19 protein-coding genes and 2 riboswitches are annotated in these 22,941 nt (G+C 58.3%); of the genes, 13 read left to right on the top strand and 6 right to left on the bottom strand.

The window, feature by feature from the left end; genetic code table 11:
• Window positions 1-54: 54 nt before the first annotated feature.
• A complete protein-coding gene (locus QWJ10_RS14820) occupies window positions 55-1,548 on the bottom strand; it encodes an MFS transporter (RefSeq protein WP_289927556.1) in 1,494 nt (497 codons plus the stop codon).
• Window positions 1,549-1,750: 202 nt separating this feature from the next.
• On the opposite strand from QWJ10_RS14820, the gene QWJ10_RS14815 reads away from it, so the two are divergent.
• The 4 genes from QWJ10_RS14815 (at window position 1,751) to QWJ10_RS14800 (ending at window position 7,451) form a co-directional block, all read left to right on the top strand.
• Window positions 1,751-2,968 (top strand): carbohydrate porin, encoded by a 1,218-nt coding sequence (locus QWJ10_RS14815; protein ID WP_289927554.1) that lies wholly within the window; start codon window positions 1,751-1,753, stop codon window positions 2,966-2,968.
• A 178-nt stretch (window positions 2,969-3,146) separates the two neighbouring features.
• Window positions 3,147-4,451 carry an ergothioneine biosynthesis protein EgtB gene (gene egtB, locus QWJ10_RS14810; protein WP_289927553.1) on the top strand — a complete coding sequence of 435 codons (1,305 nt, stop codon included), beginning with the start codon at window positions 3,147-3,149 and terminating at the stop codon, window positions 4,449-4,451.
• A 2-nt stretch (window positions 4,452-4,453) separates the two neighbouring features.
• Entirely contained in the window at window positions 4,454-5,413 is a 960-nt protein-coding gene (gene egtD, locus QWJ10_RS14805) for an L-histidine N(alpha)-methyltransferase (RefSeq protein WP_289927552.1), read from the top strand.
• A gap of 214 nt (window positions 5,414-5,627) precedes the next feature.
• Window positions 5,628-7,451, top strand: coding sequence for a sensor domain-containing phosphodiesterase (locus tag QWJ10_RS14800; protein WP_289927551.1), 1,824 nt, complete (start codon window positions 5,628-5,630; stop codon window positions 7,449-7,451).
• A 43-nt stretch (window positions 7,452-7,494) separates the two neighbouring features.
• On the opposite strand, the gene QWJ10_RS14795 is transcribed toward QWJ10_RS14800, so the two are convergent.
• From QWJ10_RS14795 to cobW, 5 genes are read right to left on the bottom strand one after another with little or no spacing between them, the layout of a single operon-like run.
• Window positions 7,495-8,829 (bottom strand): DEAD/DEAH box helicase, encoded by a 1,335-nt coding sequence (locus tag QWJ10_RS14795; RefSeq protein ID WP_085985626.1) that lies wholly within the window; start codon window positions 8,827-8,829, stop codon window positions 7,495-7,497.
• Window positions 8,830-8,887: 58 nt separating this feature from the next.
• Window positions 8,888-9,592: a VWA domain-containing protein gene (locus tag QWJ10_RS14790; protein ID WP_289927546.1), complete on the bottom strand. Its 705-nt coding sequence runs from the start codon at window positions 9,590-9,592 to the stop codon at window positions 8,888-8,890.
• The gene (locus QWJ10_RS14785) at window positions 9,574-10,584 is read right to left on the bottom strand and encodes an AAA family ATPase (protein ID WP_125887989.1); all 1,011 of its coding nucleotides are present in this window, start codon (window positions 10,582-10,584) and stop codon (window positions 9,574-9,576) included. The genes QWJ10_RS14790 and QWJ10_RS14785 overlap by 19 nt, the downstream gene beginning before the upstream one ends.
• Before the next feature lie 42 nt (window positions 10,585-10,626).
• Complete coding sequence (gene cobN, locus QWJ10_RS14780) at window positions 10,627-14,376, bottom strand: cobaltochelatase subunit CobN (RefSeq protein ID WP_289927543.1); 3,750 nt, start codon at window positions 14,374-14,376, stop codon at window positions 10,627-10,629.
• A 4-nt stretch (window positions 14,377-14,380) separates the two neighbouring features.
• A complete protein-coding gene (gene cobW / locus QWJ10_RS14775; RefSeq protein ID WP_289927541.1) occupies window positions 14,381-15,433 on the bottom strand; it encodes a cobalamin biosynthesis protein CobW in 1,053 nt (350 codons plus the stop codon).
• 122 nt (window positions 15,434-15,555) lie between these two features.
• Window positions 15,556-15,746, bottom strand: a riboswitch (cobalamin riboswitch).
• Between the two features lie 58 nt (window positions 15,747-15,804).
• Window positions 15,805-16,021, top strand: a riboswitch (cobalamin riboswitch).
• A gap of 95 nt (window positions 16,022-16,116) precedes the next feature.
• On the opposite strand from cobW, the gene QWJ10_RS14770 reads away from it, so the two are divergent.
• Genes QWJ10_RS14770 through cobM form a run of 9 tightly spaced genes read left to right on the top strand, consistent with a single transcriptional unit; the run spans window position 16,117 to window position 22,924 of the window.
• On the top strand, window positions 16,117-16,302 hold the full coding sequence (locus tag QWJ10_RS14770; protein ID WP_019365051.1) for a CbtB-domain containing protein: 186 nt from the start codon (window positions 16,117-16,119) through the stop codon (window positions 16,300-16,302).
• Window positions 16,303-16,311: 9 nt separating this feature from the next.
• Window positions 16,312-16,998 carry a CbtA family protein gene (locus QWJ10_RS14765; RefSeq protein ID WP_019365052.1) on the top strand — a complete coding sequence of 229 codons (687 nt, stop codon included), beginning with the start codon at window positions 16,312-16,314 and terminating at the stop codon, window positions 16,996-16,998.
• A complete protein-coding gene (locus QWJ10_RS14760) occupies window positions 16,998-18,020 on the top strand; it encodes a sirohydrochlorin chelatase (RefSeq protein WP_125887986.1) in 1,023 nt (340 codons plus the stop codon). The genes QWJ10_RS14765 and QWJ10_RS14760 overlap by 1 nt, the downstream gene beginning before the upstream one ends.
• A 4-nt stretch (window positions 18,021-18,024) precedes the next feature.
• Complete coding sequence (locus QWJ10_RS14755) at window positions 18,025-18,666, top strand: precorrin-8X methylmutase (RefSeq protein WP_019365054.1); 642 nt, start codon at window positions 18,025-18,027, stop codon at window positions 18,664-18,666.
• Window positions 18,663-19,925 carry a precorrin-6y C5,15-methyltransferase (decarboxylating) subunit CbiE gene (gene cbiE, locus QWJ10_RS14750; protein WP_019365055.1) on the top strand — a complete coding sequence of 421 codons (1,263 nt, stop codon included), beginning with the start codon at window positions 18,663-18,665 and terminating at the stop codon, window positions 19,923-19,925. Before QWJ10_RS14755 ends, cbiE begins: the two co-directional genes overlap by 4 nt.
• The gene (cobI, locus tag QWJ10_RS14745) at window positions 19,922-20,620 is read left to right on the top strand and encodes a precorrin-2 C(20)-methyltransferase (RefSeq protein WP_162997640.1); all 699 of its coding nucleotides are present in this window, start codon (window positions 19,922-19,924) and stop codon (window positions 20,618-20,620) included. Before cbiE ends, cobI begins: the two co-directional genes overlap by 4 nt.
• Window positions 20,614-21,378, top strand: coding sequence for a cobalamin biosynthesis protein (locus QWJ10_RS14740; RefSeq protein WP_289927529.1), 765 nt, complete (start codon window positions 20,614-20,616; stop codon window positions 21,376-21,378). The genes cobI and QWJ10_RS14740 overlap by 7 nt, the downstream gene beginning before the upstream one ends.
• Window positions 21,375-22,139: a precorrin-3B C(17)-methyltransferase gene (gene cobJ, locus QWJ10_RS14735; RefSeq protein ID WP_122042739.1), complete on the top strand. Its 765-nt coding sequence runs from the start codon at window positions 21,375-21,377 to the stop codon at window positions 22,137-22,139. The genes QWJ10_RS14740 and cobJ overlap by 4 nt, the downstream gene beginning before the upstream one ends.
• A complete protein-coding gene (cobM, locus tag QWJ10_RS14730) occupies window positions 22,136-22,924 on the top strand; it encodes a precorrin-4 C(11)-methyltransferase (RefSeq protein ID WP_122042741.1) in 789 nt (262 codons plus the stop codon). Before cobJ ends, cobM begins: the two co-directional genes overlap by 4 nt.
• The last annotated feature ends 17 nt before the right edge of the window (window positions 22,925-22,941 follow it).

The raw sequence follows: 22,941 nt of genomic DNA, 5'->3' as shown, positions 1-22,941 counted from the left end.
GATTTCTCCACTTCGCCCGGCTTAGTAACAGACGATTGCATCAAGCCTTCTGACTCAATTGTCTGCCAGCGACAGCGGTCGCGCGACTGACTCGAGTGACTTGCGTTCGGCTGCCACGCCCCAGATCGACTGCACTATCCCTGCTGCAATCATGAGGCTAGCGCCAATGGCGTAGCCATAGAAGACGTTGACTCGGCTACCACTCTCAATCAGCTGACCAAACAGGGTTGGGCCAATAATTCCACCAAGTCCCGTACCAAAGGCGTAGAACACTGCAATCGCCAAGGCGCGGATTTCCAACGGGAACGTTTCAGCAACGGTCAGATAAGCCGAGCTGGCTGCCGCCGATGCAAAGAAGAAGATAACCATCCAGGCAATCGTCTGAGTCGTTGCATCCAGCATACCCTGCTGGAACATATAGCCCGTGATGATGAGCAGGACACCTGAAATAGCGTAGGTGGAGCTAATCATAATCCGGCGGCCAACTACGTCGAACAGTCGCCCCAGGAGCAGTGGACCACAGAAATTACCGAGCGCAAATGGCAGTACATACCAGCCGACATTTTCTGAGGGTACATCATAGAAATCTGTCAGTACCAACGCATAGGTAAAGAAGATTGCATTGTAGAAAAAGGCCTGAGCTGTCAGTAGGGTCATGCCTACCAATGCGCGTTGGCGATGCACGACAAACAAGCTCTGGAAGACTTCTTTGAGCGGCGTATGGTCCCGACCGCGCATGCGCAAATGGAATTTGGGATCGACCGGCTCAAGCTTGTAGCCTTCGGCTTCGAAGCGTTTTTCGATGTTATCGACAATGCGCTTGGCCTCTTCCGGCTCATTATGAATCATGAGCCAGCGCGGGCTTTCGGGTATCCACATGCGCATGAATAGAATGATCAACCCGAGCGCCGCTCCAATGCCAAAGCACACTCTCCACCCCAGGTCGCCTGGAAGCAGTTCGGGGTCTAGAAACACAATGGAGCCCATGGCACCCAGGGCTGCACCTACCCAGAACGAGCCGTTGATCGTCAGGTCAACCCAGCCGCGATAACGCGCTGGCGTAAATTCCTGAATAGTGGAATTGATGGCGGTGTACTCGCCTCCAATGCCTGCGCCTGTCAGGAAGCGGAACAGCAGAAAGCTCCACAGGTTCCAGGAAAACGCCGTCAGAAACGTTGCACCTACATAGAGAAACAGTGTGATGAAAAAGAGCTTGCGACGCCCTAGCCGGTCCGTCAGCCAGCCAAAAAATAACGCACCCAAAACTGCACCGGCGATGTAAACGCCACCTGCCAATCCAACATCAGCATTGGTCAACTGAAGCGCGGGACTCGCCTTCAAGGCGCCCGCTACCGAACCCGCCAGCGTGACCTCAAGACCATCGAGGATCCAGGTAATACCCAAGGCCATGACCAACAGGGTATGAAAGCGCCCCCAGGGCAGGCGGTCGAGCCGGGCCGGAAGGTTGGTTTCGTAAATGTGCTCGTGCAGTTTTTTGCCAGAAGGGGAATCCGTCTCTTGGACAGCGGAAACATCTGAGGCCGCCATATTTCTTGTCCTCACTATTTTTATAAAGGGGCCGCACAGCGATGCGACTGGCACTTTTGTACAGCTCGTCTACAAATTGAGAGCTAGGTCATACAAAACTAGTTCAGCGAGGCGCTACGCAACTCGTCGAGAAACAGCGAGTCCGAGAAAAGCTTTTTTTAAAAAAAGAACTATTGCGCTATCGGGATAGAGAAAATAACTAATGAAAACAATGATTCGCGGCACCTCTGCGGCTTTTTTAGCCTGCATCTTTCCGCTCACAGGGCAGGCATTCGAATTTGATGGGTACGGACGTGTTGGTATAGGGGGTGCTGATGCAGGCGGTAAGCAGTCCTGCTTTCAGCTTCCGGGGGCACCTGCCAAATACCGCTTGGGTAACGAGTGCGAGACCTACTGGGAGCTGGAGGGTCACCAGGAACTGTACAAGGGCGCTGACGGGACGCTCTGGAAGCTGCACGGCATGGCAAGCCTTTACAATGTCTATGACCAGTCGCCAACGTTTAGCGGCGACAATGGCAATGTCCGCTTGCCGCAAATCTGGACCAGTCTGGCGTTGCCCGAACTGAACGGCGGTGGCCTCTGGTTCGGTCGCCGCTACTACAAGCGTCACGACATTCACATCAATGACTTCTACTACTGGAACCCAAGCGGCACAGGCGCGGGTATCGAGGACTATGGCCTGGGTGACACGGGACTACGCCTGAGCTATGCCTTCTCCCGAGAAGACAATATCGAACAGAAGCACAAGGCCAGCCGACACGACATCAACCTGGGCGGCATCAAGGCCAACAAGGACGCCGAGATTGAAATTGGCCTGAGCTACATTCAGAAAGCCGGACATGTTGAAGACTCGCATAGCGGCTGGTCCATCTCAGCCGAACATAAGCAGGTGAACTTCTTTGGTGGCGAAAACCGGTTTACGGTTCAATATGGCGAAGGTCCCGGCATCGGGCTTGGCCAGACCGGTAACGTACAAGCCGACAAGGATGTAAAGAGCATAAGGGTCCTTGAATCGCCCCGCTGGCAGATTACCCCGCGTTTTGGCGGAATGCTGCTGGCATTGGTACAGCGTGACCGCGCGCCTAACAACGCTGGCCAGACCTGGTACTCCTTTGGTGTCCGTCCGTCCTATGCATTCAGCGAGCATTTCAAGCTGTTGGTAGAAGCAGGCCATGATCAGATCGATCCTGAAGAAGGCGGCACACGCAAATTGACCAAGTTCACCGTGGCGCCCACCCTTGCGTTAGGCGGGATGGGCCTGATGGATCGTCCCGAAATCCGATTCTATTGGACTTATGCGCAGTGGAACCGCGCCGCTCAGCTAAGCGCAGCGCAAGACACCGCGCTGTCTGATTCAGGAGCATTTGGCTCTCAGCGTCACGGCTCAAACTTCGGCGTGCAGCTGGAAACCTGGTGGTAAAGCAGTAGCGTTATAGCCGTATCCTGGCATTAGCCCCCGATACGGCTATAAGCCTTCTACCATCCAGAAACAATCGATCTTAACCGCCCCTATTCTAGAAAGAACTTTAAGTTTCTCTCCGGGTCCGTTCTACGAAGCCCACCTCCGGCATCTGTCGGAACGACCTGGAGATAACGTCATGAGCCATCTCGCCCGCGAGATGAACACTGTGGATGCCTTCGCTCTCGACACCCCTGGCTGCCTCATCGAACGCTTTAAACGGGTTCGATCCGCTACTGAAAAGCTTTGTGCTCCCCTTCAGACCGAAGACTACCTGATTCAAAGCATGCCAGACGTCAGTCCGCCCAAGTGGCATCTGGCCCACGTGACCTGGTTTTTCGAAGCGTTCATTCTCAAGCCCTTCCTGTCGGGCTACAAGACGCTGGATCCCGCCTACGATTACCTGTTCAACTCCTATTACGAAACCCATGGCACCCCATTCCCACGAGCCAAGCGCGGACTGATCTCCCGTCCAACCGTTGTAGAGGTCTATGGCTTTCGCCAATGGGTCGATCAGGCCATGCTCGAACTGCTAAACCATCTGCCGGAACAGCATGCTGAAGAAATCGCCCGTCGCACAGAACTCGGGCTACACCATGAGCAGCAACATCAGGAGCTGCTGCTCATGGACATCAAGCACATCCTGGCCCAGAACCCTCTCCATCCGGTATATCGGCACGACCTCAAGCCAGCCATACACGCTGATCCCACTCCGCTGACATGGCATTCATACCTGGCTGGCGTACGCCACATAGGCCATAGCGGTGACGGTTTTGCCTTTGATTGCGAGACACCATGCCACCGCGTCTTTGTCGATGAGTTTCAGCTGGCGAGTCGCCTAGTCACCAACGGTGAGTACATGGCCTTTATCGAAGATCAGGGCTATAGCCGCAGTGATCTCTGGCTATCCGACGGTTTCAGCCAGGTGCGGCAGGCCGGTTGGCAGGCACCGCTCTACTGGCAAAAGCTGGATGGCCGCTGGTACGCCATGGGATTAAGCGGCCTGCAACCTGTCGATGAGCAGGCTCCCGTCTGTCACCTGAGCTTTTACGAGGCGGATGCATACGCCAGTTGGGCCGGCGCCCGCCTGCCAACCGAAGCCGAATGGGAAGTGGCCGCCGCCGGTCTTTCACGTACAGGCAACTTTGTCGAGCAGGACCATCTCTCGCCTGTGGCCTGTAGGACTCACACGCCCGATCAACCCTGCCAGCTGTTTGGGGACGTTTGGGAATGGACCGGCAGTGCCTATCGCCCCTACCCCGGCTTCAAGCCGCTGGATGGCAGTCTGGGCGAGTACAACGGCAAATTCATGTCCGGGCAGATGGTCTTGCGGGGCGGCTGTTGCGCTACCCCTGCCGATCATATTCGCGCGACCTACCGTAACTTCTTCTACCCAGCCATGCGTTGGCAATTTGCCGGCCTTCGCCTTGCCAAGGAGATCTGATCATGGCTCTAGCGGTTCGCTTCTACGATCAACAACCGGACGTCGCCAGCGACTCCCTACGTGAAGATGTCCTGAATGGTTTGGCAGCCGAACCCAAGGCCATTCCGCCCAAGTACTTCTATGATCAGCGCGGCTCCGAACTGTTCGAAGCTATTACCGGTACGCCAGAGTACTACCCGACTCGTACTGAAGAGCGCATCCTGACCGAAGCGGCTGGCGATATCGCTGCTATTGCAGGCTCCGGCATGACGCTCATGGAACTGGGCAGTGGTGCCAGCCGCAAGATTCGGCTCCTGCTGGAAGCCCTGCGTCCTCAAAGCTACCTGGGTGTGGACATTTCCCGAGACTTTCTTCTGTCCAGCACGCACCGCCTGGCCGCCGACTACCCCTGGCTGGACGTAAGTGCGCTGTGCACGGATTTCACACAGTCGATGGAGCTTCCACAAACGCTGGGAAAAGCGCCCGTGCTGGCCTTTTTTCCCGGTTCGAGCATTGGCAACTTCACGCCAACCCAGGCATGTGCCTTTCTGCGTAACCTCCATCGATTGCTGCCACCGGGCAGCGGGCTGTTGATCGGTGTGGATCTGGTCAAAAGCAAGGCCCGCCTGGAGGCGGCCTATAACGATGCTGAGGGCATTACCGCGGCGTTCAACCTCAATCTGCTGGAGCGTATCCGTCGCGAGATGGATACCGACCTTGATCCTTCGCGCTTTAGCCACTACGCCTTTTACAATGAACAGCAGTCTCGCATTGAAATGCATCTGGTCAGCCGCCGCGCCCAGACGATTCGTGTCGAAGACCAGCGCTTCATGTTTCGTCAGGGCGAAACGCTGCACACCGAAAACTCTTATAAATACAGTTTGAAAGGATTTGAAACCTTGAGCCGGGAAGCTGGCTTTTCCCCAATAGCCGTATGGAAAGATCCCGCGGCCCTCTTTAGCGTGCACTATCTGGGACGATAGCGCTCAAGCAGCGGTCAGCCGCGTCGTTAAGAGCTGACCGTTAGGGTACTCATGATGCCGATGCGCCACTCTGGCGCAGATGCCTAGGCTAAGCTATTCCTATAGTTGTACTAAACCGTTGCGATTACTAACTGTTTAGTGGAAATGAGCTGTAGAGCGCTCATGCGAAAGTATGGGTGTGTTATTTAGCAGACATGTCTGCAGGATTTAGCTTATGAGTAATGGCGCTGCCCTTCCGCCTAATGAAACAGAGCGCTTGGCTGCTTTGCGCAGTTCAAACTTGCTGGACAGCCCAGCTGACCCCGCATTTGACCACATAGCCGAAATTGCTACCGAACTCTTCGACGTGCCTATCGCCATCGTTTCGCTGGTGGATGAGCATCGACAATGGTTCAAGTCTATCCGCGGACTCGACGCGCAGGAAACGCCTCGGGATATCTCGTTTTGCTCTCATGCCATCCTGGATGAAAACATCATGCAGGTGCGTGATGCACAGACCGACCCACGGTTCAAGGATAATCCACTGGTAACCGGTAACCCTGGCATACGCTTCTATGCCGGCATCCCGTTACGGACCCACGAAGGTCTGGCCTTAGGCACCTTATGCCTGATAGATACCAACCCACGGTCTGAGCTCAGTGGTGCCCAGGTACGACTCCTCAGTAAATTACGTGATATGCTAATGGAGCGCATCGAGACGCTGCGTTCACTCAGCTACGTAGACCCTATTACCCAGCTGCCTAACCGCAGCCGTCTGCTCGAAGACGCCGAATCGATGCTGCGCAGCTCCGAAGAGCTACTCGCCGTATCCATGGACGTGTTCGACCCGTTCTATCTCAATGGCCTGCTCAATGCGCTGGGCCAGGACCACTACGAAGGACTGCTCCAGTCCATCAAGGAGCGACTGCTTTCCCTGCTGCCCTCGGGAATACGGCTGTACTCCATCGGTACGGCCCGCTTTGCATTTCTGGTCCACGGCATGACCGATCTGCAAGGCAAGGAAGTGCTTGATTGCATTGAGCGCGGCATGACAGGACTTATCGACTACAACGGCATCCCGATTGAAACCCGTCCCGGTCTGGGGATTCTCAAGCTCAAGCCCGGCGACACCCGCGACTGGCTGAGGGCGCTGATCTCGACGGCCGATGTAGCCCGCGAACGTCGAATGGGGAGCCGTTATTACGACTCGGCCCATGATCTTGCTCAGCAACGGGCTTTTGCCCTGTTGAGCAGCCTGCCGGTCGCCCTGCACAGCGAAGGTCAGCTCTCCCTGTTTTATCAGCCTCGCGTAGACCTCAAGTCGGGCACCTGCCGCTGCGTGGAAGCCCTGTTGCGCTGGGCTCATCCCAAGCTGGGCGCCATTGGGCCTACCGAATTCATAGCACTGGCTGAGAAAACGGCCCTGATTCGCTCCATCAGTTACTGGGTCATCGATGCTGTCTTGAGCCAGTATGCGCTTTGGAAAGCAGACGGCCATTGTTTCAATGTGTCGATCAATATTTCATCCCACGACCTGGACGATCCAGACTTTGCCGAACGTGTAGCGGAGAAGATGGCCAAACATGGCGTACCGCCCTCCTGCGTGGAGTTCGAGGTGACGGAAAACTCGCTCATGTGCAATTTTGAGAATGCTCGAACCCAGTTGGACGCACTCAGGCACCTGGGGTCATCCATCTCGATCGATGATTTTGGAACGGGATACAACAATCTGATCTATCTCCGCCAGATACCGACGGATTACATCAAGATCGATCAGAGCTTCATTCGCTGCCTACCGGGCGATGACAAGGACGCGCTGATCGTTCGTACCATGGTGGAGCTCGCGCATGGATTGGGGTATGAAGTCACCGCAGAAGGCGTGGAAACGCCGGAAATCCTGGATAGTGTACTGGCGCTAGGCTGTGACGAAGGCCAGGGCTACCACATTGCCAAACCCATGGGTGCGCTTGAGCTTGAGCACTGGCTCAGGCGACCCGTAACACCTCAGACCTCTGGCCAGGGCGGCTCGCCTTTCTCCTCGTCTTACGCAACGAACTAACCCTGATACGAAATTGGCCCTGTAATCAACAGGGCCAATTCGTTTATTCCGCGTCCGTCTTCTTACGCCGTAGAGGCGCCATGCCATCCTGGCTGACCACCTTTGAAGCGCTGGGGCGCTTGGGCCGCGGCGATGTCTTGGCTTTCGTCACTGGCTTCTTAGTGTCGGTCTTTTTCTTCTTGGTGCTGGCAGCCTTGCCAGACGCCTTGAGCTTCTTCGGCCCTTGATAGGTGCCTTTAAGCGGTTGCACCACGCGCCGCTCGAAACGCAGTTTCAGGTAGCGTTCGATGCTGGACATCAGGTTCCAGTCGGTATGGCAGATCAGCGAAATCGCCGTACCCGCCTCGCCGGCACGTCCGGTACGGCCAATACGGTGGACATACTCATCCCCGCTGCGCGGCATATCAAAGTTAATGACCAGATCCATGCCTTCCACATCCAAGCCACGGGCCGCTACATCCGTAGCAACCAGCACGGACACGGCGCCCTGCTTCAAGCGCTCCATCGCCAGCTTGCGGTCTTTCTGGTCCTTTTCGCCATGCAGAACGAAAACCTTGATGTTGCTGGCGGTCAACACGCCACCCAGGCGGTCGGCCTGTACACGGGTATTGGTAAAGACAATGGCCTTGCGATAGGTCTCGTGGGCCAGCAACCATTGCAGCAGGCGCTCCTTGTGAGCCACGTCATCGGCAGTGATGATCTGCTGGGTGACCGCCTCGTTGAGTTCCCCGGTGCGATCAAGCATGAGCACTTCCGGCTCACGCAGGACATGTTCTATGACAGTACGCAGGGAGCTACCGCCGCTGGTAGCCGAGAACAGCAACGTTTGTCGGGACTCTGAAGTGCACGCGTCGGCCAGTTTAAGCACATCTTCAGAGAAGCCCATGTCAAGCATCCGGTCGGCTTCGTCCAGGACGAGAAAATCGACATCGTCCAACTCAAGGCTACCGCCATTCAGATGCTCGATCAGCCGTCCGGGCGTTCCGATAAGAATCTCGGGATTCTTGCGCATCGCCGCGGCCTGCTCCTTGAACCCCTCACCTCCGGTAATGAGTCCGGCCTTTAGAAACGTGAACTGGGCAAACCGCTCGACTTCCTTGAGCGTCTGCTGGGCCAGCTCGCGGGTAGGCAACAATATCAACACCCGAGCACCCACCTGGGGTTTGGGCTCGGACAACAGACGATGCAGAATCGGCAGGACAAAGGCAGCCGTCTTGCCACTGCCGGTACGGGCAGTCACACGCAGGTCTCGCCCATCCAGTGCCGGGCCGATGGCGGCCTCCTGAACCGGCGTGGGCTTTTTGAATTTCAGCGTGTCCAGTGCCTTGAGCAGACGCTCGTGCAGGTCGAAATCGGAAAACAAGGACGCATACCTCAAAGAAAATCGTAGTTCTGCTGTATAGCCTACCGGTTACGCAACAAAATCGCTGCCTTATTTAGAGCAACGGATGTTTCAGCTTCCCAATGGGTAGCTCATCGACGTGGCAGTAGACGGCTTGTAGATCAGCTGCCAGCTGACGCGCACGTCCAACGCGAACCGGAGCACGCTCGGTATCGATGACAAGGACAGACGCATCAAGACGAGGCAATGAGGTCCAGGCGCGTACCCGGCCATCGGTCATCACAACGATACTTACCGGCTCATTGCCGAGACGACGCTGGTGTTGCTTTAGCCACTCATGTGCGTGCTTCAGGGATTCAAGCAAGGGAGTACCGCCCCCTGCACCCAGGTCTTCAAGCCAACCCGGAACCTGCTGACTGGCTCGACGAGCCTGGGCAAGCCAGTGCGGCTGTACGCCTGTTGCGCCCAGCACCGCTACGCTTGCCCGTGCACGGTAAGCCTGCTCGAGAAAACCCAGCAATACACCTTTGGCTTGCACCAAGGCGCCATGACGTCGCATGGACGCCGAGGCATCGACAATGAACAACCAATGCTCTCGTGGCGACTGAGAGCGAGGCCGGCGTATCAGGTCAGCCTCACGTAGAGGAAGCCCCTTCAGCAGAGTCGGTACCCAGGCAACTGCCCCTGCCTCACCTGTGCGAGAAGCACCGTGCCGACCACTACTGGCATTCCCCGGTAAAGGTCGAGCATCCGCCACTTGGGTTACACGCGGGCGAATGCTCAGCGCTTTTTTGGCCAACCCTCACCTGAGCGTTTTTCGCCAATCGCCGTCGCCTGAGGCGGTAGCTCACCCCATTGCCCTTCACTCTTCGAATGGCTTGAAGAGGGTTCGGAGACGGGACGATCAGAAGATGGCGGTGGCGGTAACTCCGAAAGGGGTTGCTGTCGTCGGCGATGACGCAACGCGAACTCTTCCACCGCATCGATATCATCTTCAGTAATCATTTCGTTACCGCGCCAAGCCGCATGGGCGCGTGCTGCCCTTAGCCATACCAGATCCGCACGCATACCATCCACTGCCGCTGCAAAACAGCGCTCGGCAATACGCGACAGCGACAGATCATCCAGTGCGACCCTTGCCAACCGGCTACGTGCAGCTTGGCAGCGCTCGACAAGGTCCGCCTGGCTTCCGGCCCAACTGGCAATAAAACCAGGCGGATCAAGGTCGAACGCCAGACGGCGGCGCATGATCTCGGCTCGCTCCGCTGGCGCAGGATGGGCATTCAGCACCACATTGAAACCAAACCGATCCAGTAATTGGGGGCGTAACTCCCCCTCCTCCGGGTTCATGGTGCCAATCAGTACAAAGCGCGCCGGATGTCGATGGGAAATCCCGTCGCGCTCCACAGTGTTTACACCACTGGCGGCTACGTCCAACAACAGGTCAACCAGATGATCCGGCAGCAGATTGACCTCATCCACATACAATACTCCGCCGTCCGCCTTGGCCAACACGCCAGGTGAAAATGCAGCGCGCTTTTCACCCAGGGCGGCGTTCAGGTCGAGTGTGCCGGTAATACGCTCTTCACTGGCCCCCAATGGCAAGGTCACGAATGAACCACCCGGCATCAGAGCGGCCACGCCGCGAGCCAGGGTGGACTTTGCCATACCGCGCGGACCTTCGATCAATACCCCACCGATACCCGGATCAATGGCATTGAGGCACAGCGCCAACTTCAAGGAGTCAGCTCCTACAATGGCAGCCAAAGGAAATTGCAGAGTATCAGTCATAGAAGGCTCATTAATGGGCTGGTATTATAAGGAAACACCTACTCAGTTTTCCTCGCTGTCCATCAGAATGTTTTCCAGCGCTTCCCGATAATGCCCCGGCTCCTGCCAGAGCCCGCGTTGCTGGGCCTCCAGCAATCGCTCGGTCATTTCTCGCAAGGCATCAGGATTGTGTTGCTGGATGAATTCGCGGGTGGCCGGATCGAGCACATAGGCATCGGCCAACAGCGCATACTGGTGGTCATCGATCAACGCTGTCGTGGCGTCGAAGGCAAACAGATAGTCCACCGTGGCCGCCAGCTCAAAGGCACCTTTATATCCATGCCGCTTCACGCCATCGATCCATTTGGGATTAGCAGCCCGGGAACGAATGACGCGGTTGAGTTCTTCCTTGAGTGTACGGATACGAGGCGACTCCGGCTGACTGTGGTCGCCGTGATAAGACGCTACTGCCTCGCCCTGCAGTGTTTCTGCGGCGGCCAGCATTCCACCCTGGAACTGGTAGTAGTCGTCCGAATCCAGCAGATCGTGCTCACGGTTATCCTGGTTGTGCAAGACAGCCTGTAGATGGCCGAGCCGCTCGACAAAGCGCTCCCGTGCAGGCGTGCCTGGGTCGTCTGCGCCATAGGCGTAGCCGCCCCAATTAAGGTATACCTCCGCCAGATCGTCGCGAGATTGCCACTGACGCTCATCGATCGGGCCTTGCAGACCCGCCCCATAGGCGCCGGGCTTGGAACCAAATACCCGCCAGCCAGCTTGGCGCCGCGCCTCGTCAGTCGCCAACCCCTTCGCTTCGAGGACACGCTGCTCATCACGGACCCGGGCGGCCAATGGATTCATATCGTCCGGCTCGTCCAGCGCTGCCACCGCCTGCACCGCAGCATCAAATAGCCTAATCAGGTTGGCGAAGGCGTCACGGAAAAAACCCGAAACCCGCAACGTGACGTCTACACGCGGCCGGTCCAGGATTGTCAAAGGCAGGATCTCGAAATCACTGACACGCTGGCTACCCGCCTGCCAGACGGGGCGCACGCCCAGCAATGCCATGGCCTGGGCGATATCGTCGCCACCTGTTCGCATGGTAGCGGTTCCCCAAACGGACAGCCCCAGCTGCCGCAGGTAATCGCCATGATCCTGCAAATGACGCTCCAGCAAGAGGCTGGCTGATTGCCAACCGATCCGCCATGCCGTTTGGGTTGGCAGGTTGCGGACGTCTACCGAATAGAAGTTGCGGCCCGTAGGTAACACATCCAGACGGCCTCGACTAGGTGCTCCGCTAGCGCCTGCCGGGACAAACCGTCCTGCCAATGCACTGATGATTCCTGCGATTTCCGCCGGACCGCAGGCGTCAAGAAGCGGTGCTATATGGCTTTTGAGCTGGGCCAGCACCAGCCCCGCATAGGGCCACTGCGCCTCATTCAACTCACCACCCAGTGCCTGCTCAATCAGTCGACCGGCCAGTAATTCCAGGCGCTCACGCGTGTCACCGGCGATACGCCAAGGCTCCGTACTGACTGCCCGTAACGCTTCAGGGTACGGCCCAGGCCAGGGCTCTCCCAACGCAGCATCAAGGGGATCAATATTCAGGTCCAGGTCTTTAGCCAATGCCTGAAGCAGGCTGGCATTACCGCCCTGCCCGTTACCGCGGGGAATACGAACCAACGCCAGCAAGGTATCAAGCCGCAGGCGCTCCTGCGGAGACTCACCAAAGATATGGAGCCCGTCGCGGATTTGCGATTCCTTCAGCTCGCACAGGTAGGCGTCTACCTTGGGTAACCAGTCTTCGGGCGCTTCGGTATCCGAGAGTTTCAGCTCCTGGTCCAGACTGGAGCGGCGTAACAGCTTCGCGATATCGCCTTGCAGCTCGCGGGCGCGACGCGGATCAAGCAGTTGCGCTTCATAGAACTCATCGGCAAGCCGCTCAAGATCGCGCAAAGGTCCATAGCTCTCGGCGCGCGTCAGCGGAGGCATCAGATGATCGATGATAACCGCCTGGGTACGACGCTTGGCCTGCGCCCCTTCGCCCGGATCATTGACAATGAAAGGATAAATGTTGGGCGTCGGGCCAAGCACGGCATCCGGCCAACAGGTTTCAGACAGACCAACACCCTTCCCTGGAAGCCACTCAAGGTTGCCATGCTTGCCGACATGCACCAGCGCATGGGCGCGATAGACGTGCCTCAGCCAAAAATAGAACGCCAGATACCCGTGCGGCGGTACAAGGTCCGGATCGTGGTAAACCGCACTGGGATCAAGGTGATAGCCCCGCGCCGGCTGGATACCTACAAACGTCAGTCCGAACCGCAGCCCAGCAACCATCATGCGGCCGCGGCGAAACATGGGGTCCTGCTCGGGATCGCCCCAGCGTTCCCGCACCGCGTCCTGGTTCACCTGCGGCAATTCGGCGAAAAAGCGCAGGTAGTCCTCCATCCCCAGGCTTTGATGGCATGGCCGTAGATCCAGGCTTCCCAGGTCATTCGTCACGCCGCCCAGGAGAGAATGGACCAGGGCCGTTCCGCTCTCGGGCAGGCCTTCGACCGGATACCCTTCGGTCTCCAGCGCTTTGAGAATATTGAGTGCAGCGGCAGGCGTGTCCAGCCCTACACCATTACCAATCCGGCCGTCCCGGGTCGGGTAATTGGCCAGGATCAGGGCGGTACGCTTTTCACTATTTGGCAATCGAGCCAACATGATCCAGCGCCGAGCCAGTTCAGCCACAAACGCCATTCGCTCATGAACGGGCTGATAACACACCACATCGCTCTGGCTGCGCTCATCTCGCCAGGCCAGACCCTTAAAACTTACGGGGCGCGTGATGATCCGCCCATCCAGTTCCGGTAAGGCAATGTGCATCGCCAGATCGCGTGGGCCAAGTCCTTGGGCATTCTCCCGCCATCCCGACTCGTTATCCTGGGCACAAATAGCCTGTAATACCGGCACATCGCGACGGAACGGGCGAAGATGAGGAGAATCCGGATTGGACTGGGCAAAACCTGTCGTATTGATGATCAGCTCGGTCTCTGTCGCCTCCAGCAGTGCCTCGACCTCAGCAAGGCACTCCGGCTCCTTGAGACTGGCTACGGCAACAGGTAACGGATTGATCCCTTGAGCTATCAACGCTTCGCAGAACGTATCGATGAACCCTGTATTGGCCGCTTGTAGATGACTGCGGTAGAACAACAGGGCCGCTACCGGCCCATCCTCCTGCCAACGCCGCTGCCACGAGCCCAGCGCCTTTTCTTTATCACGCTCTGGCGCATACACCGCAACACGCGGTAGCGGCTGAGGCTCGACCCACATCGTCTCACGTCCAAACCATCGCTGGCCGATGAAGCGATACAGCATGCGGGCATTATCCATGCCGCCCTGTCGCAGGTACTGCCAGATCCGCTCGGCATCCTCAACGGAAGAGTTACCCAACGCCATTAGCTCAGGATCGGGTTTGTCATCTCCGGGTACAAGAATCAGCCTGGCACCTTGTGCGGCCAGCTGGGCCAACTGATCTACACCGTAGCGCCAGTACGCCGCGCCGCCCAGCAACGAGACAATGATGACCTTGGCATGCTGAAGCACCTCATCGGTATACAGATCGACCGAGGCGTGATTCATCAGCTGCATGGGGTTGGCCAGGCGCAGGCTTGGAAAGTCCTCAGGCAGCCCGCGCGCCGCTTCGGCCAGCAGCGCTAGATGAGAATCGGCACTGCACAGGATCACCAGGTCGCCCGGGGTCTGTGCAAGATGAGCGATTCCGTCGTCGGGCGTAAAGCCGCCGGGCTGAGTCCTGAGGAGATGCATCGTATTAAGCCAGTACGCTGCGGAGTTCAGCGCTGATGGCAGCCTGATCCAGATCCTGGCCAATCACGACCAGACGTGTCTGCCGAACCTCATCCACCTTCCAGGCACGATCGAAGTGCTTGTCGAAGCGGGTACCTACCCCTTGCACCAGCAGGCGCATCGGCTTGGCCTTGATGGCGACGAAGCCCTTGATACGCAGGATGCCGTGGCGCTGCACCAGCCCGGTCAATGCGTCCAGCAAGACACTCTCCTCCACCTCTGGCAGATCGACCGCAAACGAGTCGAATTCGTCATGATCATGCTCCTCATGAGGCTCATGGTCGTGATGCGTCTTTCGCGCGTCGATATGCAGCTCAGCCTCGGCATTCAGCCCCAGCAGGACAGACAACGGCAGCTGTCCGTTGCTGGCTTCAATGATTTTGACGGACGCCGGCAGTTCGCTTTCGATCTGGCTACGGACGGCCGCCAGGGCCATTTGCGGCATCTGGTCTACCTTGTTCAGGATGACCAGATCGGCACTTGCCAGTTGATCCTCGAACAGCTCATGCAGTGGGGACTCATGATCCAGATTCGGGTCCAGCTGACGCTGGGCATCGACCTTTTCGGGATAGGCCGCAAACGTACCCAGGGCAACCGCCGGGCTATCCACCACGGTGACAACGGCATCCACGGTGCACGCATTACGGATTTCCGGCCACTGGAAGGCTTGCACGAGTGGCTTGGGCAGCGCCAGACCAGACGTCTCGATCAGGATGTGGTCGATATCGGCACGTCGGGCCACCAGGTCGCGCATCACCGGAAAGAACTCTTCCTGCACGGTGCAGCACAGACAGCCGTTAGCCAGCTCGAATACCCGGCCTGCGGCTTCTTCTTCGGTACATCCGATGCTGCACTGCTTCAGGATTTCACCGTCGATACCCAGCTCACCGAACTCATTCACAATGACAGCGATGCGCCGCCCCTGGGCATTTTCCAGAATATGGCGCAGCAATGTGGTTTTGCCGGCGCCGAGAAAGCCGGTAATGATTGTGACAGGAATCTTGGCCAAGGTTTTCATGAGCTGCCTTATGAAAAAGGGACAGGCAGGCATGACGAAGACGCGCTCATACGCAGTCCAGACGCCACATCGGATCACCCCGCCCGGTTGTCGGAAAGAATACGGCTCACACGTGCAGCCGCATTCTGAAATGTGTTCAAGGCAGGTCTCCTGGCTCACGGCAACGCTTCTCGCCTTCCCGCCCAAGAGCAGTGGCTTCCTGAAAAGCATCGATTAAACAACCGTTTACAGTTGCGGGGGCAGCTGCGGTCTCGCACCGCATTCCCTCTTAGCTTTGGTCATGTGCCAAAGCACCCTGAAGGCGCAAAGGCTACGAGCGACACTCTGGAGTGTCAATCGATGAAGTTGACGCTTCGCCCGTGTTCGTGGTCTGCTTGCGCCTGATTTCAGGTGTCGCCACGCGGTTCGTGGCGGTGAAACGGGAAGCCGGTTCAAGTCCGGCACTGCCCCCGCAACGGTACGTGAGTGTAGATCGATATCCACTGTGCTCGGCTGTAGAGCATGGGAAGGCCGATCTTGCAGGCGTTGGAGCCCCTTGCTCCACCCCCTTCACAAGTCCGGAGACCGGCCTGATTGACGATTGAGCAACCCGCGGTGGGCGGGCGCAGCTGAATGGCGTGGCGCGCAAGCGACCGCGCCTTCGTGCGTTCCCTCATCCTCGCCACACTCCTAGGAGGGAATCCATGAATAGCCAATCCCTGTCTCATGTGCCTACGGCATCCGGCACCCTGACTCAACGCCTGACTGCCGCCGCCCTGGCGTGCGTGTTGGGAGCAGGCCTGGTCTTTCTAGCCGGCTTCTCACACATCGACGCCCTTCATAATGGCGCTCATGACACCCGTCATAGTGAAGGCTTCCCCTGCCATTGAGGCTGTGACATGTACAAACGGATTGCCTTTACAGCCAGCTTTGCCGGACTACTGGCGGCACTGCTCCTGAGCGTGCTGCAGGGTCTTTGGATCACGCCGCTTATCCTGGAAGCCGAAACCTATGAGGTAGCGGGTGAAGCGCACGCGCATGCCGCTGACACGCCTGCTCACCACCATGACGACGAGGCCTGGGCGCCTGAAGACGGCTGGCAACGAACGCTTTCGACACTCGGCGGCAACCTGGTCGTTGCGGTTGGATTCAGCCTGATATTGGCAGGCCTGTTTACGCTACGAGCCCCGCGCCACGCCTGGCATGGCTTGCTTTGGGGCGCTACCGGCTATCTGACCTTTTGTCTTGCGCCCTCCCTGGGGCTGCCACCGGAACTGCCCGGCACCGCAGCGGCTGAACTGACCGCACGGCAAGGCTGGTGGATCGGCACCGCGGCTGCCACAGCCTGCGCCCTGGCCCTGCTATTTTTCACCCGCCATAGGGTGTTGCGTCTGGCCGCATTGGCCCTTTTGGCGCTGCCCCATATAATTGGCGCACCACAACCTGCCGAACAGGCAAGCCTGGCCCCTGAATCCCTGCAGCAACATTTCCAGTTGGCAGCACTTGTCTCCAATGCCGTTTTCTGGATTGTGCTGGGCTGGCTGAGCGCCTGGTTCTACACCCGTGATACAGCTGAGAACACCTGATGACTTTAAGTAACAGCGCACCCGCCATTCTCGTCGTGGGGCATGGCACTCGCAGCAGGCCGGGCGTCGAAGAGTTCTTCCGCCTCGCCGAACACCTCAAGAGCCGCTTTCCGGATCGTCTGTGCACCACAGGCTTTCTCGAATTCGCCCGCCCGACCATTGCTGAAGGCCTTAACAAGCTGATCGCAGAAGGTGCTCGCAACATTACCGCCATTCCTGGCATGCTGATGGCCGCCGGCCATGCCAAGAACGACATTCCCAGCGAACTCAACGAGTTCATGGCCGCGAACCCGGAAGTCAAGATCACCTACGGAGTGGAACTGGGCGTCAACGCCAAAATGATGCGCGCTGCACGCGATCGTATCGAGGCGGCCGAAGCGCAGTTTGGCGATGGTTACCGTCGCGATGAAACCCTCCTGGTCGTTGTCGGGCGAGGCGCGTCCGATGCTGACGCCAACTCCAACATCACCAAGATCACGCGCTTCCTGTGGGAAGGCATGGGCTTCGCCTGGGCCGAGACCTGCTATTCCGGCGTAACCAAGCCGCTGGTAGCCGACGCGCTGCCTGTCGTGCATCGCCTGGGCTACCGCAATGTCATCGTATTCCCCTACTTCCTTTTCACAGGACGCCTGATCGATCGCATCTATGCAGACGTAGATGCCTATGCCGAGGCGCATCCCGAGGTACGGGTTGTCAAGGCCGGTTATCTCAACGACCATCCCTTGGTCATCGAGGCGTTGGTGGACAAACTCCATGAAACCGAGGAAGGCACTGGCAACATGAACTGCCAGCTTTGCCATTACCGCGAGCAGATCATCGGCTTCGAAGACCGTGTCGGTGCTCCCCAGTTCGGACACCACCACCATGTGCGCGGTATTGGCACCGATGCCGATCATGACCACCACCATCATCACCATCATCACCATCATGGTCATGACCATGGCCACAGTCATGATCATGCTCTGTCACCTGCCCAGGCAGCGCCGCTCAAAGGTGTTCAGAAACTGACCCCGGCGGATTGATTGCATGCCCTTCGATTATCAGCGCGACCCGGAGGCCATCGAGCGTCAGTCCTTTGAACAGATCAGGACATTGACCGACCTCAGCCGCTTCGACCCTGACCAGGCGCAGATTGCCATGCGCCTGGTGCACACCTGTGGCGAACCGGAGATTGTGGAAGCACTGCACTTCAGCCCACATGCCATGGAAGCCGGTCTTGCCGCCGTGGAGGCGCAGGCCTCTATCCTCTGTGATGTCGAAATGGTCAGGCACGGCCTGACCCGACGCCTGTTCGGTGAACGTCCCTTATGCTTTCTGAATGACGAGCGTGTCCCGGCGCTGGCAAAAGCAACGGGTGAAACGCGCAGCATGGCGGCGCTGTCGCTGTGGGAGCCCTATCTGCCCGGCAGCATTGTAGTCATTGGCAACGCCCCGACAGCCCTGTTCAGACTGCTTGAGCACTTGGAAACGGGTGGCCCCAGGCCCGCCCTTATCATCGGGATGCCGGTTGGCTTCATTGGTGCAGCAGAATCCAAGGATGCGCTCATGGCTCATGGGCAAGCACTCGGCATCGAGTGGATAGCACTCAGTGGCCGACGGGGCGGCAGCGCGTTGGCCGCCGCTACGCTCAATGCACTGGCACGTGTGCAGCAAGGGATACGCTGGTGAGCGAACGAACCTGGAATGGCCCTACGCTGGAGGTCATCGGCCTTGGGCTCGCAGGCGAAGCCCTTTCGGCCGAGGCGCGACAGGCACTGGACTCGGCTGAGCTGGTTATTGGTGCACCGCGTCATTTCGAAGCGCTTGAGCAGCAAGGTCTCGCTGTTCCTCATCGAGCCTATTTTCCAAGCCCGTTTTCAGCGCTCTGGTCGCTTCTGGCAGAGCACTCCGGCCAGCGCATCGTCCTGCTTGCCTCTGGCGACCCGCTTTTTTATGGCCTTGGCGGACATCTGCGCAAGCACCTCACCGCTGAAAAGCTTCGCTTTTATCCGGCAGTGTCCAGTATCCAGGCCACCTTTGCCCGGATCGGCCAACCCTGGCAAGAGGCTGAAGTGGTCAGCCTGCATGGTCGTCCCCTTTCCAGTCTGCGCGCCGCCCTGAAGGTCAACCGCTGGTTTGCAACGCTCACCGATGCCCACAGCCATCCTGCCGCGATCGCAGACGAGCTGGTTGCCGGAGGCTTTGGTGATTCCACCGTTTGGGTAGCAGAAAACCTAGGCACCCATGAGGAACGTGTGTCCACTCATACGGCCAGCCTTCTCAGTGAGTCGACTGAAGTCTTTTCTCCCTTGAACGTCGTGATCTTCAGGACTCAAGGTGCAGGTGGCGTACTGCCTGAATTCCCGGGCATCACCGACGCCGCGTTCAGCACAGACGGTGACGAGGCCGGCAGAGGTCTGCTGACCAAGCGCGAGGTACGGCTGTGTGTTCTTTCGCTGCTTGAGCCCCGTGCAGGTGATATCGGCTGGGATATTGGTGCAGGGTGTGGTGGCGTAGCGGTGGAATGGGCCCGATGGAACCCCTATGGGCAGGTTCATGCCCTGGAGTATCACGCCGAGCGACTCACCCATCTTGCTACGAACCGTGACCGCTTCGGCGTCGTCAAGAATCTGCATATTCATGAAGGCCGTGCGCCTGAGCATATCGCTAAACTGCCATCGCCGACCGTCGTATTTGTAGGCGGTGGCGGCCGTGATCTGGCTGCGATTCTTGACGCATGCTGGGCTCGACTCCCGTCAGGAGGACGCCTGATTGCCAGTGCCGTCACCGAGGATGCGCGTATGGCCTTGCATGGTTTTTCACAAATTGAGCCTGCCCAGGACGACGAATGGATTCAGCTGGCCGTTTCCAGAGGCGACCGTCTCGCCGGTCAACGCCTCATGCGCCCGCACCTGCCTGTACTTCTTTTCAAGCGAATCAAACCATGACTGGTACACTTTATGGCATCGGTGTCGGCCCCGGCGACCCCGAGCTGCTTACCTTCAAGGCTGCCCGCCTGATCCGGCAGTGTCCGGTAGTAGCCTATATTGCCAATCAGCAAGGTGCCTCCCAGGCGCGGGTCATTGCCCAGGAACACCTGATCGATCAGCTGGAGCTGCCTATTTACATGCCGTTCGAGCGTCAGCGCGATGCGGCGCTCTCTGTCTATGATCAAGCTGCTGCTGATATTGCCCATCGGCTTGAGCGTGGGCAGGACGTGGCGGTTCTATGCGAAGGCGATCCTCTACTGTTTGGCAGCTTCATCTATCTACATGACCGGCTGGGCGAACGGTTTCCCTGCCAAATTGTGCCGGGCATCAGTTCGATCATGGCCGCCGCCGCTGCAGCGCGTCACCCGCTGACGCGACTCGAACAAAGCCTGCGCATCCTACCCGCCACTGCCGGCCCGGAGCGGCTGGCCAGCGCCCTGCATGAGCCCGGACCGCTCGTGATCATGAAACCCGGCCGCCAGTACGGTGAAATCATGCGCTTGCTGCGACGTACCGGACGTGACGCTGATAGCGTTTATGTCGAATACGCCAGCCGTGACACACAGCGGATCATTCGATGCCATGAAGCGATGCCTGATGGAGAACAAGGCCCCTACTTTGCCTTATTCCTAATCGGGGCACAGCCATGCTGACCATCGTCAGTCTGACGGATGCCGGCGCTGCGCTCGCTCAACGCTTGCAGTTACTGGACCGAAGTGCCGAGTGGCTGCATCGTCCTCAGCCTTTTATCGAAACCGTACAGCAACGCTTCCAGGCCGGACATCGGTTGGCATTGATCTGTGCCAGCGGTATCGCCGTACGCACCCTGGCGCCGGTGTTGCAAGACAAGTACCGCGACCCGCCGGTGCTGGTGTTGGATGAAGCCGGTCGGTTCATCCTTCCCCTGCTGTCCGGCCATGAAGGCGGCGCCAACGCCTGGGCGCAGGAATGGGCGGAGCAGCTGCAGGCTCAATGCGTTATCACCAGTGCCCGGCGCTACACCCGTCCTCTCTACATTGCTGGCCTGGGATGCGAGCGAGGCTGCCCGGAATTAGTTCTGCATACACTGATGACAGAAACCCTGGCTGCCCATTCGCTGACCGTAGCCGACATCAATGGCTTCGCCAGCATCGCATTGAAACACGACGAAGTCGGCATGCTGGCATTGGCTGAAACATTAAATGTACCTATTCGGTTTTTCGAAACCGACACGCTCAACCGGTACGAAAACCAGCTCACTCAACGCTCCGCTATCGTTTTTCGCGAAACGGGCTGCTATGGCGTGGCAGAGGCAGCGGCCCTTGCAATGGCCGAGCAGGTAACGGGCGGTCCGGCCGAGCTGATCATTCCCAAACACAAGAACGCCCGTGCGACCTTTGCTCTTGCACGCGCCTATCAGGATCCTTCATGACTGGACGTTTAGTTATCATCGGTACCGGCCCAGGCGGGCTGGAGCACTTGAGCCCCGCTGCCAGCCGCGCGCTGGAAGGCGCTACAGACCTGGTTGCCTACCCGCTCTACGTCGACCTGCTCGGCGAGATCGTGGCCGGCAAGGCACGTCACGATAGCCCGCTGGGTGATGAAATCGGCCGTGCCCGCCGCTCCCTGGAGCTGGCCGCCGAAGGCCGAAGCGTGGCGCTGATTTCCAGCGGAGATGCAGGCATCTATGCCATGGCGACTCTGGTGTTCGAGCTACTGGAGCACGAGGCGCTGCCCGCCTGGCACGAGGTGGAGATTGCCGTAGTGCCCGGCATTTCAGCCCTGCAAGCCTGCGCCAGCCGTGTGGGCGCCCCACTGGCCCACGATTTCTGCACCATCTCGCTTTCAGACTTGCTCACTCCTTGGGAAACCATCGAGACACGCATCCGTGCGGCAGGTCTGGGCGATTTTGTGGTGGCCTTCTACAACCCGGTCTCCCAAAAGCGTACCTGGCAGTTGGCACGTGCCCGTGAGCTGTTACTGGAAAAACGTCCAGCAGACACGCCTGTCATTATCGGTCGCAACGTCACCCGGGCAACAGAGCAGATCACTGTCACTACACTAGGCGAACTGGACCCAGCGCAGGTCGATATGCTGACCATTGTGCTGGTGGGCAACAGCGAAACCCGCCGAGTTGGCCAATGGGTGTACACGCCCCGCGGCTATGCCAAAAAACTGGGAGCCGATGCATGACGGTTTATTTCATCGGCGCCGGTCCTGGCGACCCTGAGCTGATCACCATCAAAGGCCAGCGACTGATTCACAGCTGCCCGGTCATTCTCTATGCAGGCTCCCTGGTCCCCGAGGCTGTTCTCCAAGGCAACACAGCCGAACAAGTCATCAATACTGCCGAACTTCATCTGGCGGAAATCATGACGCTGATCGAAGCTGCCCACGCCAAGGGCCAGGATGTAGCACGCGTGCATTCAGGCGACCCGTCACTCTATGGCGCAATTGGCGAACAGATTCGCCGTTTACGTGAGCTGGACATTCCGTTCGAAGTGATACCGGGCGTCACAGCCACGTCTGCTTGCGCTGCCTTGCTCGGTACAGAGCTGACGCTCCCGGATATCTCTCAAACCATTATTCTCACGCGCTATGCAGGCAAGACAGCCATGCCCGAAGGTGAGCAACTGCCAGACCTTGCTCGGCATGGCGCAACCCTTGCCATACACCTGGGAATCAACCGACTGCACAAGATTGTCGAGGACCTGATCCCGCACTATGGCGCCGATTGCCCGGTGGCTGTGGTGCACCGAGCTACCTGGCCGGATCAGGACTGGGTAATGGGTACGCTGGAAGACATCCTGGCTAAGGTTCGCGCCAAAGGCTTCCACCGCACGGCGCTGATTATTGTCGGGCGTGTGCTGGCACCAGATGATTTTTCCGAATCCTTTCTTTACCGGGAGGACAAGGCTCATGTATATCGTCCGGCATACAAGCGTCGCAAGAAAGCCAGCGAGGAGCCGCCTGCATGAGACCGTTCACCTGCCCG

This window comes from Pseudomonas sp. WAC2, assembly GCF_030403525.1.
In the GTDB taxonomy this organism is placed as follows: domain Bacteria; phylum Pseudomonadota; class Gammaproteobacteria; order Pseudomonadales; family Pseudomonadaceae; genus Chryseomonas; species Chryseomonas luteola.
The sequence above is the reverse complement of the archived record's forward strand: the minus strand, read 5'-3'. Positions and strand labels throughout refer to the sequence as shown.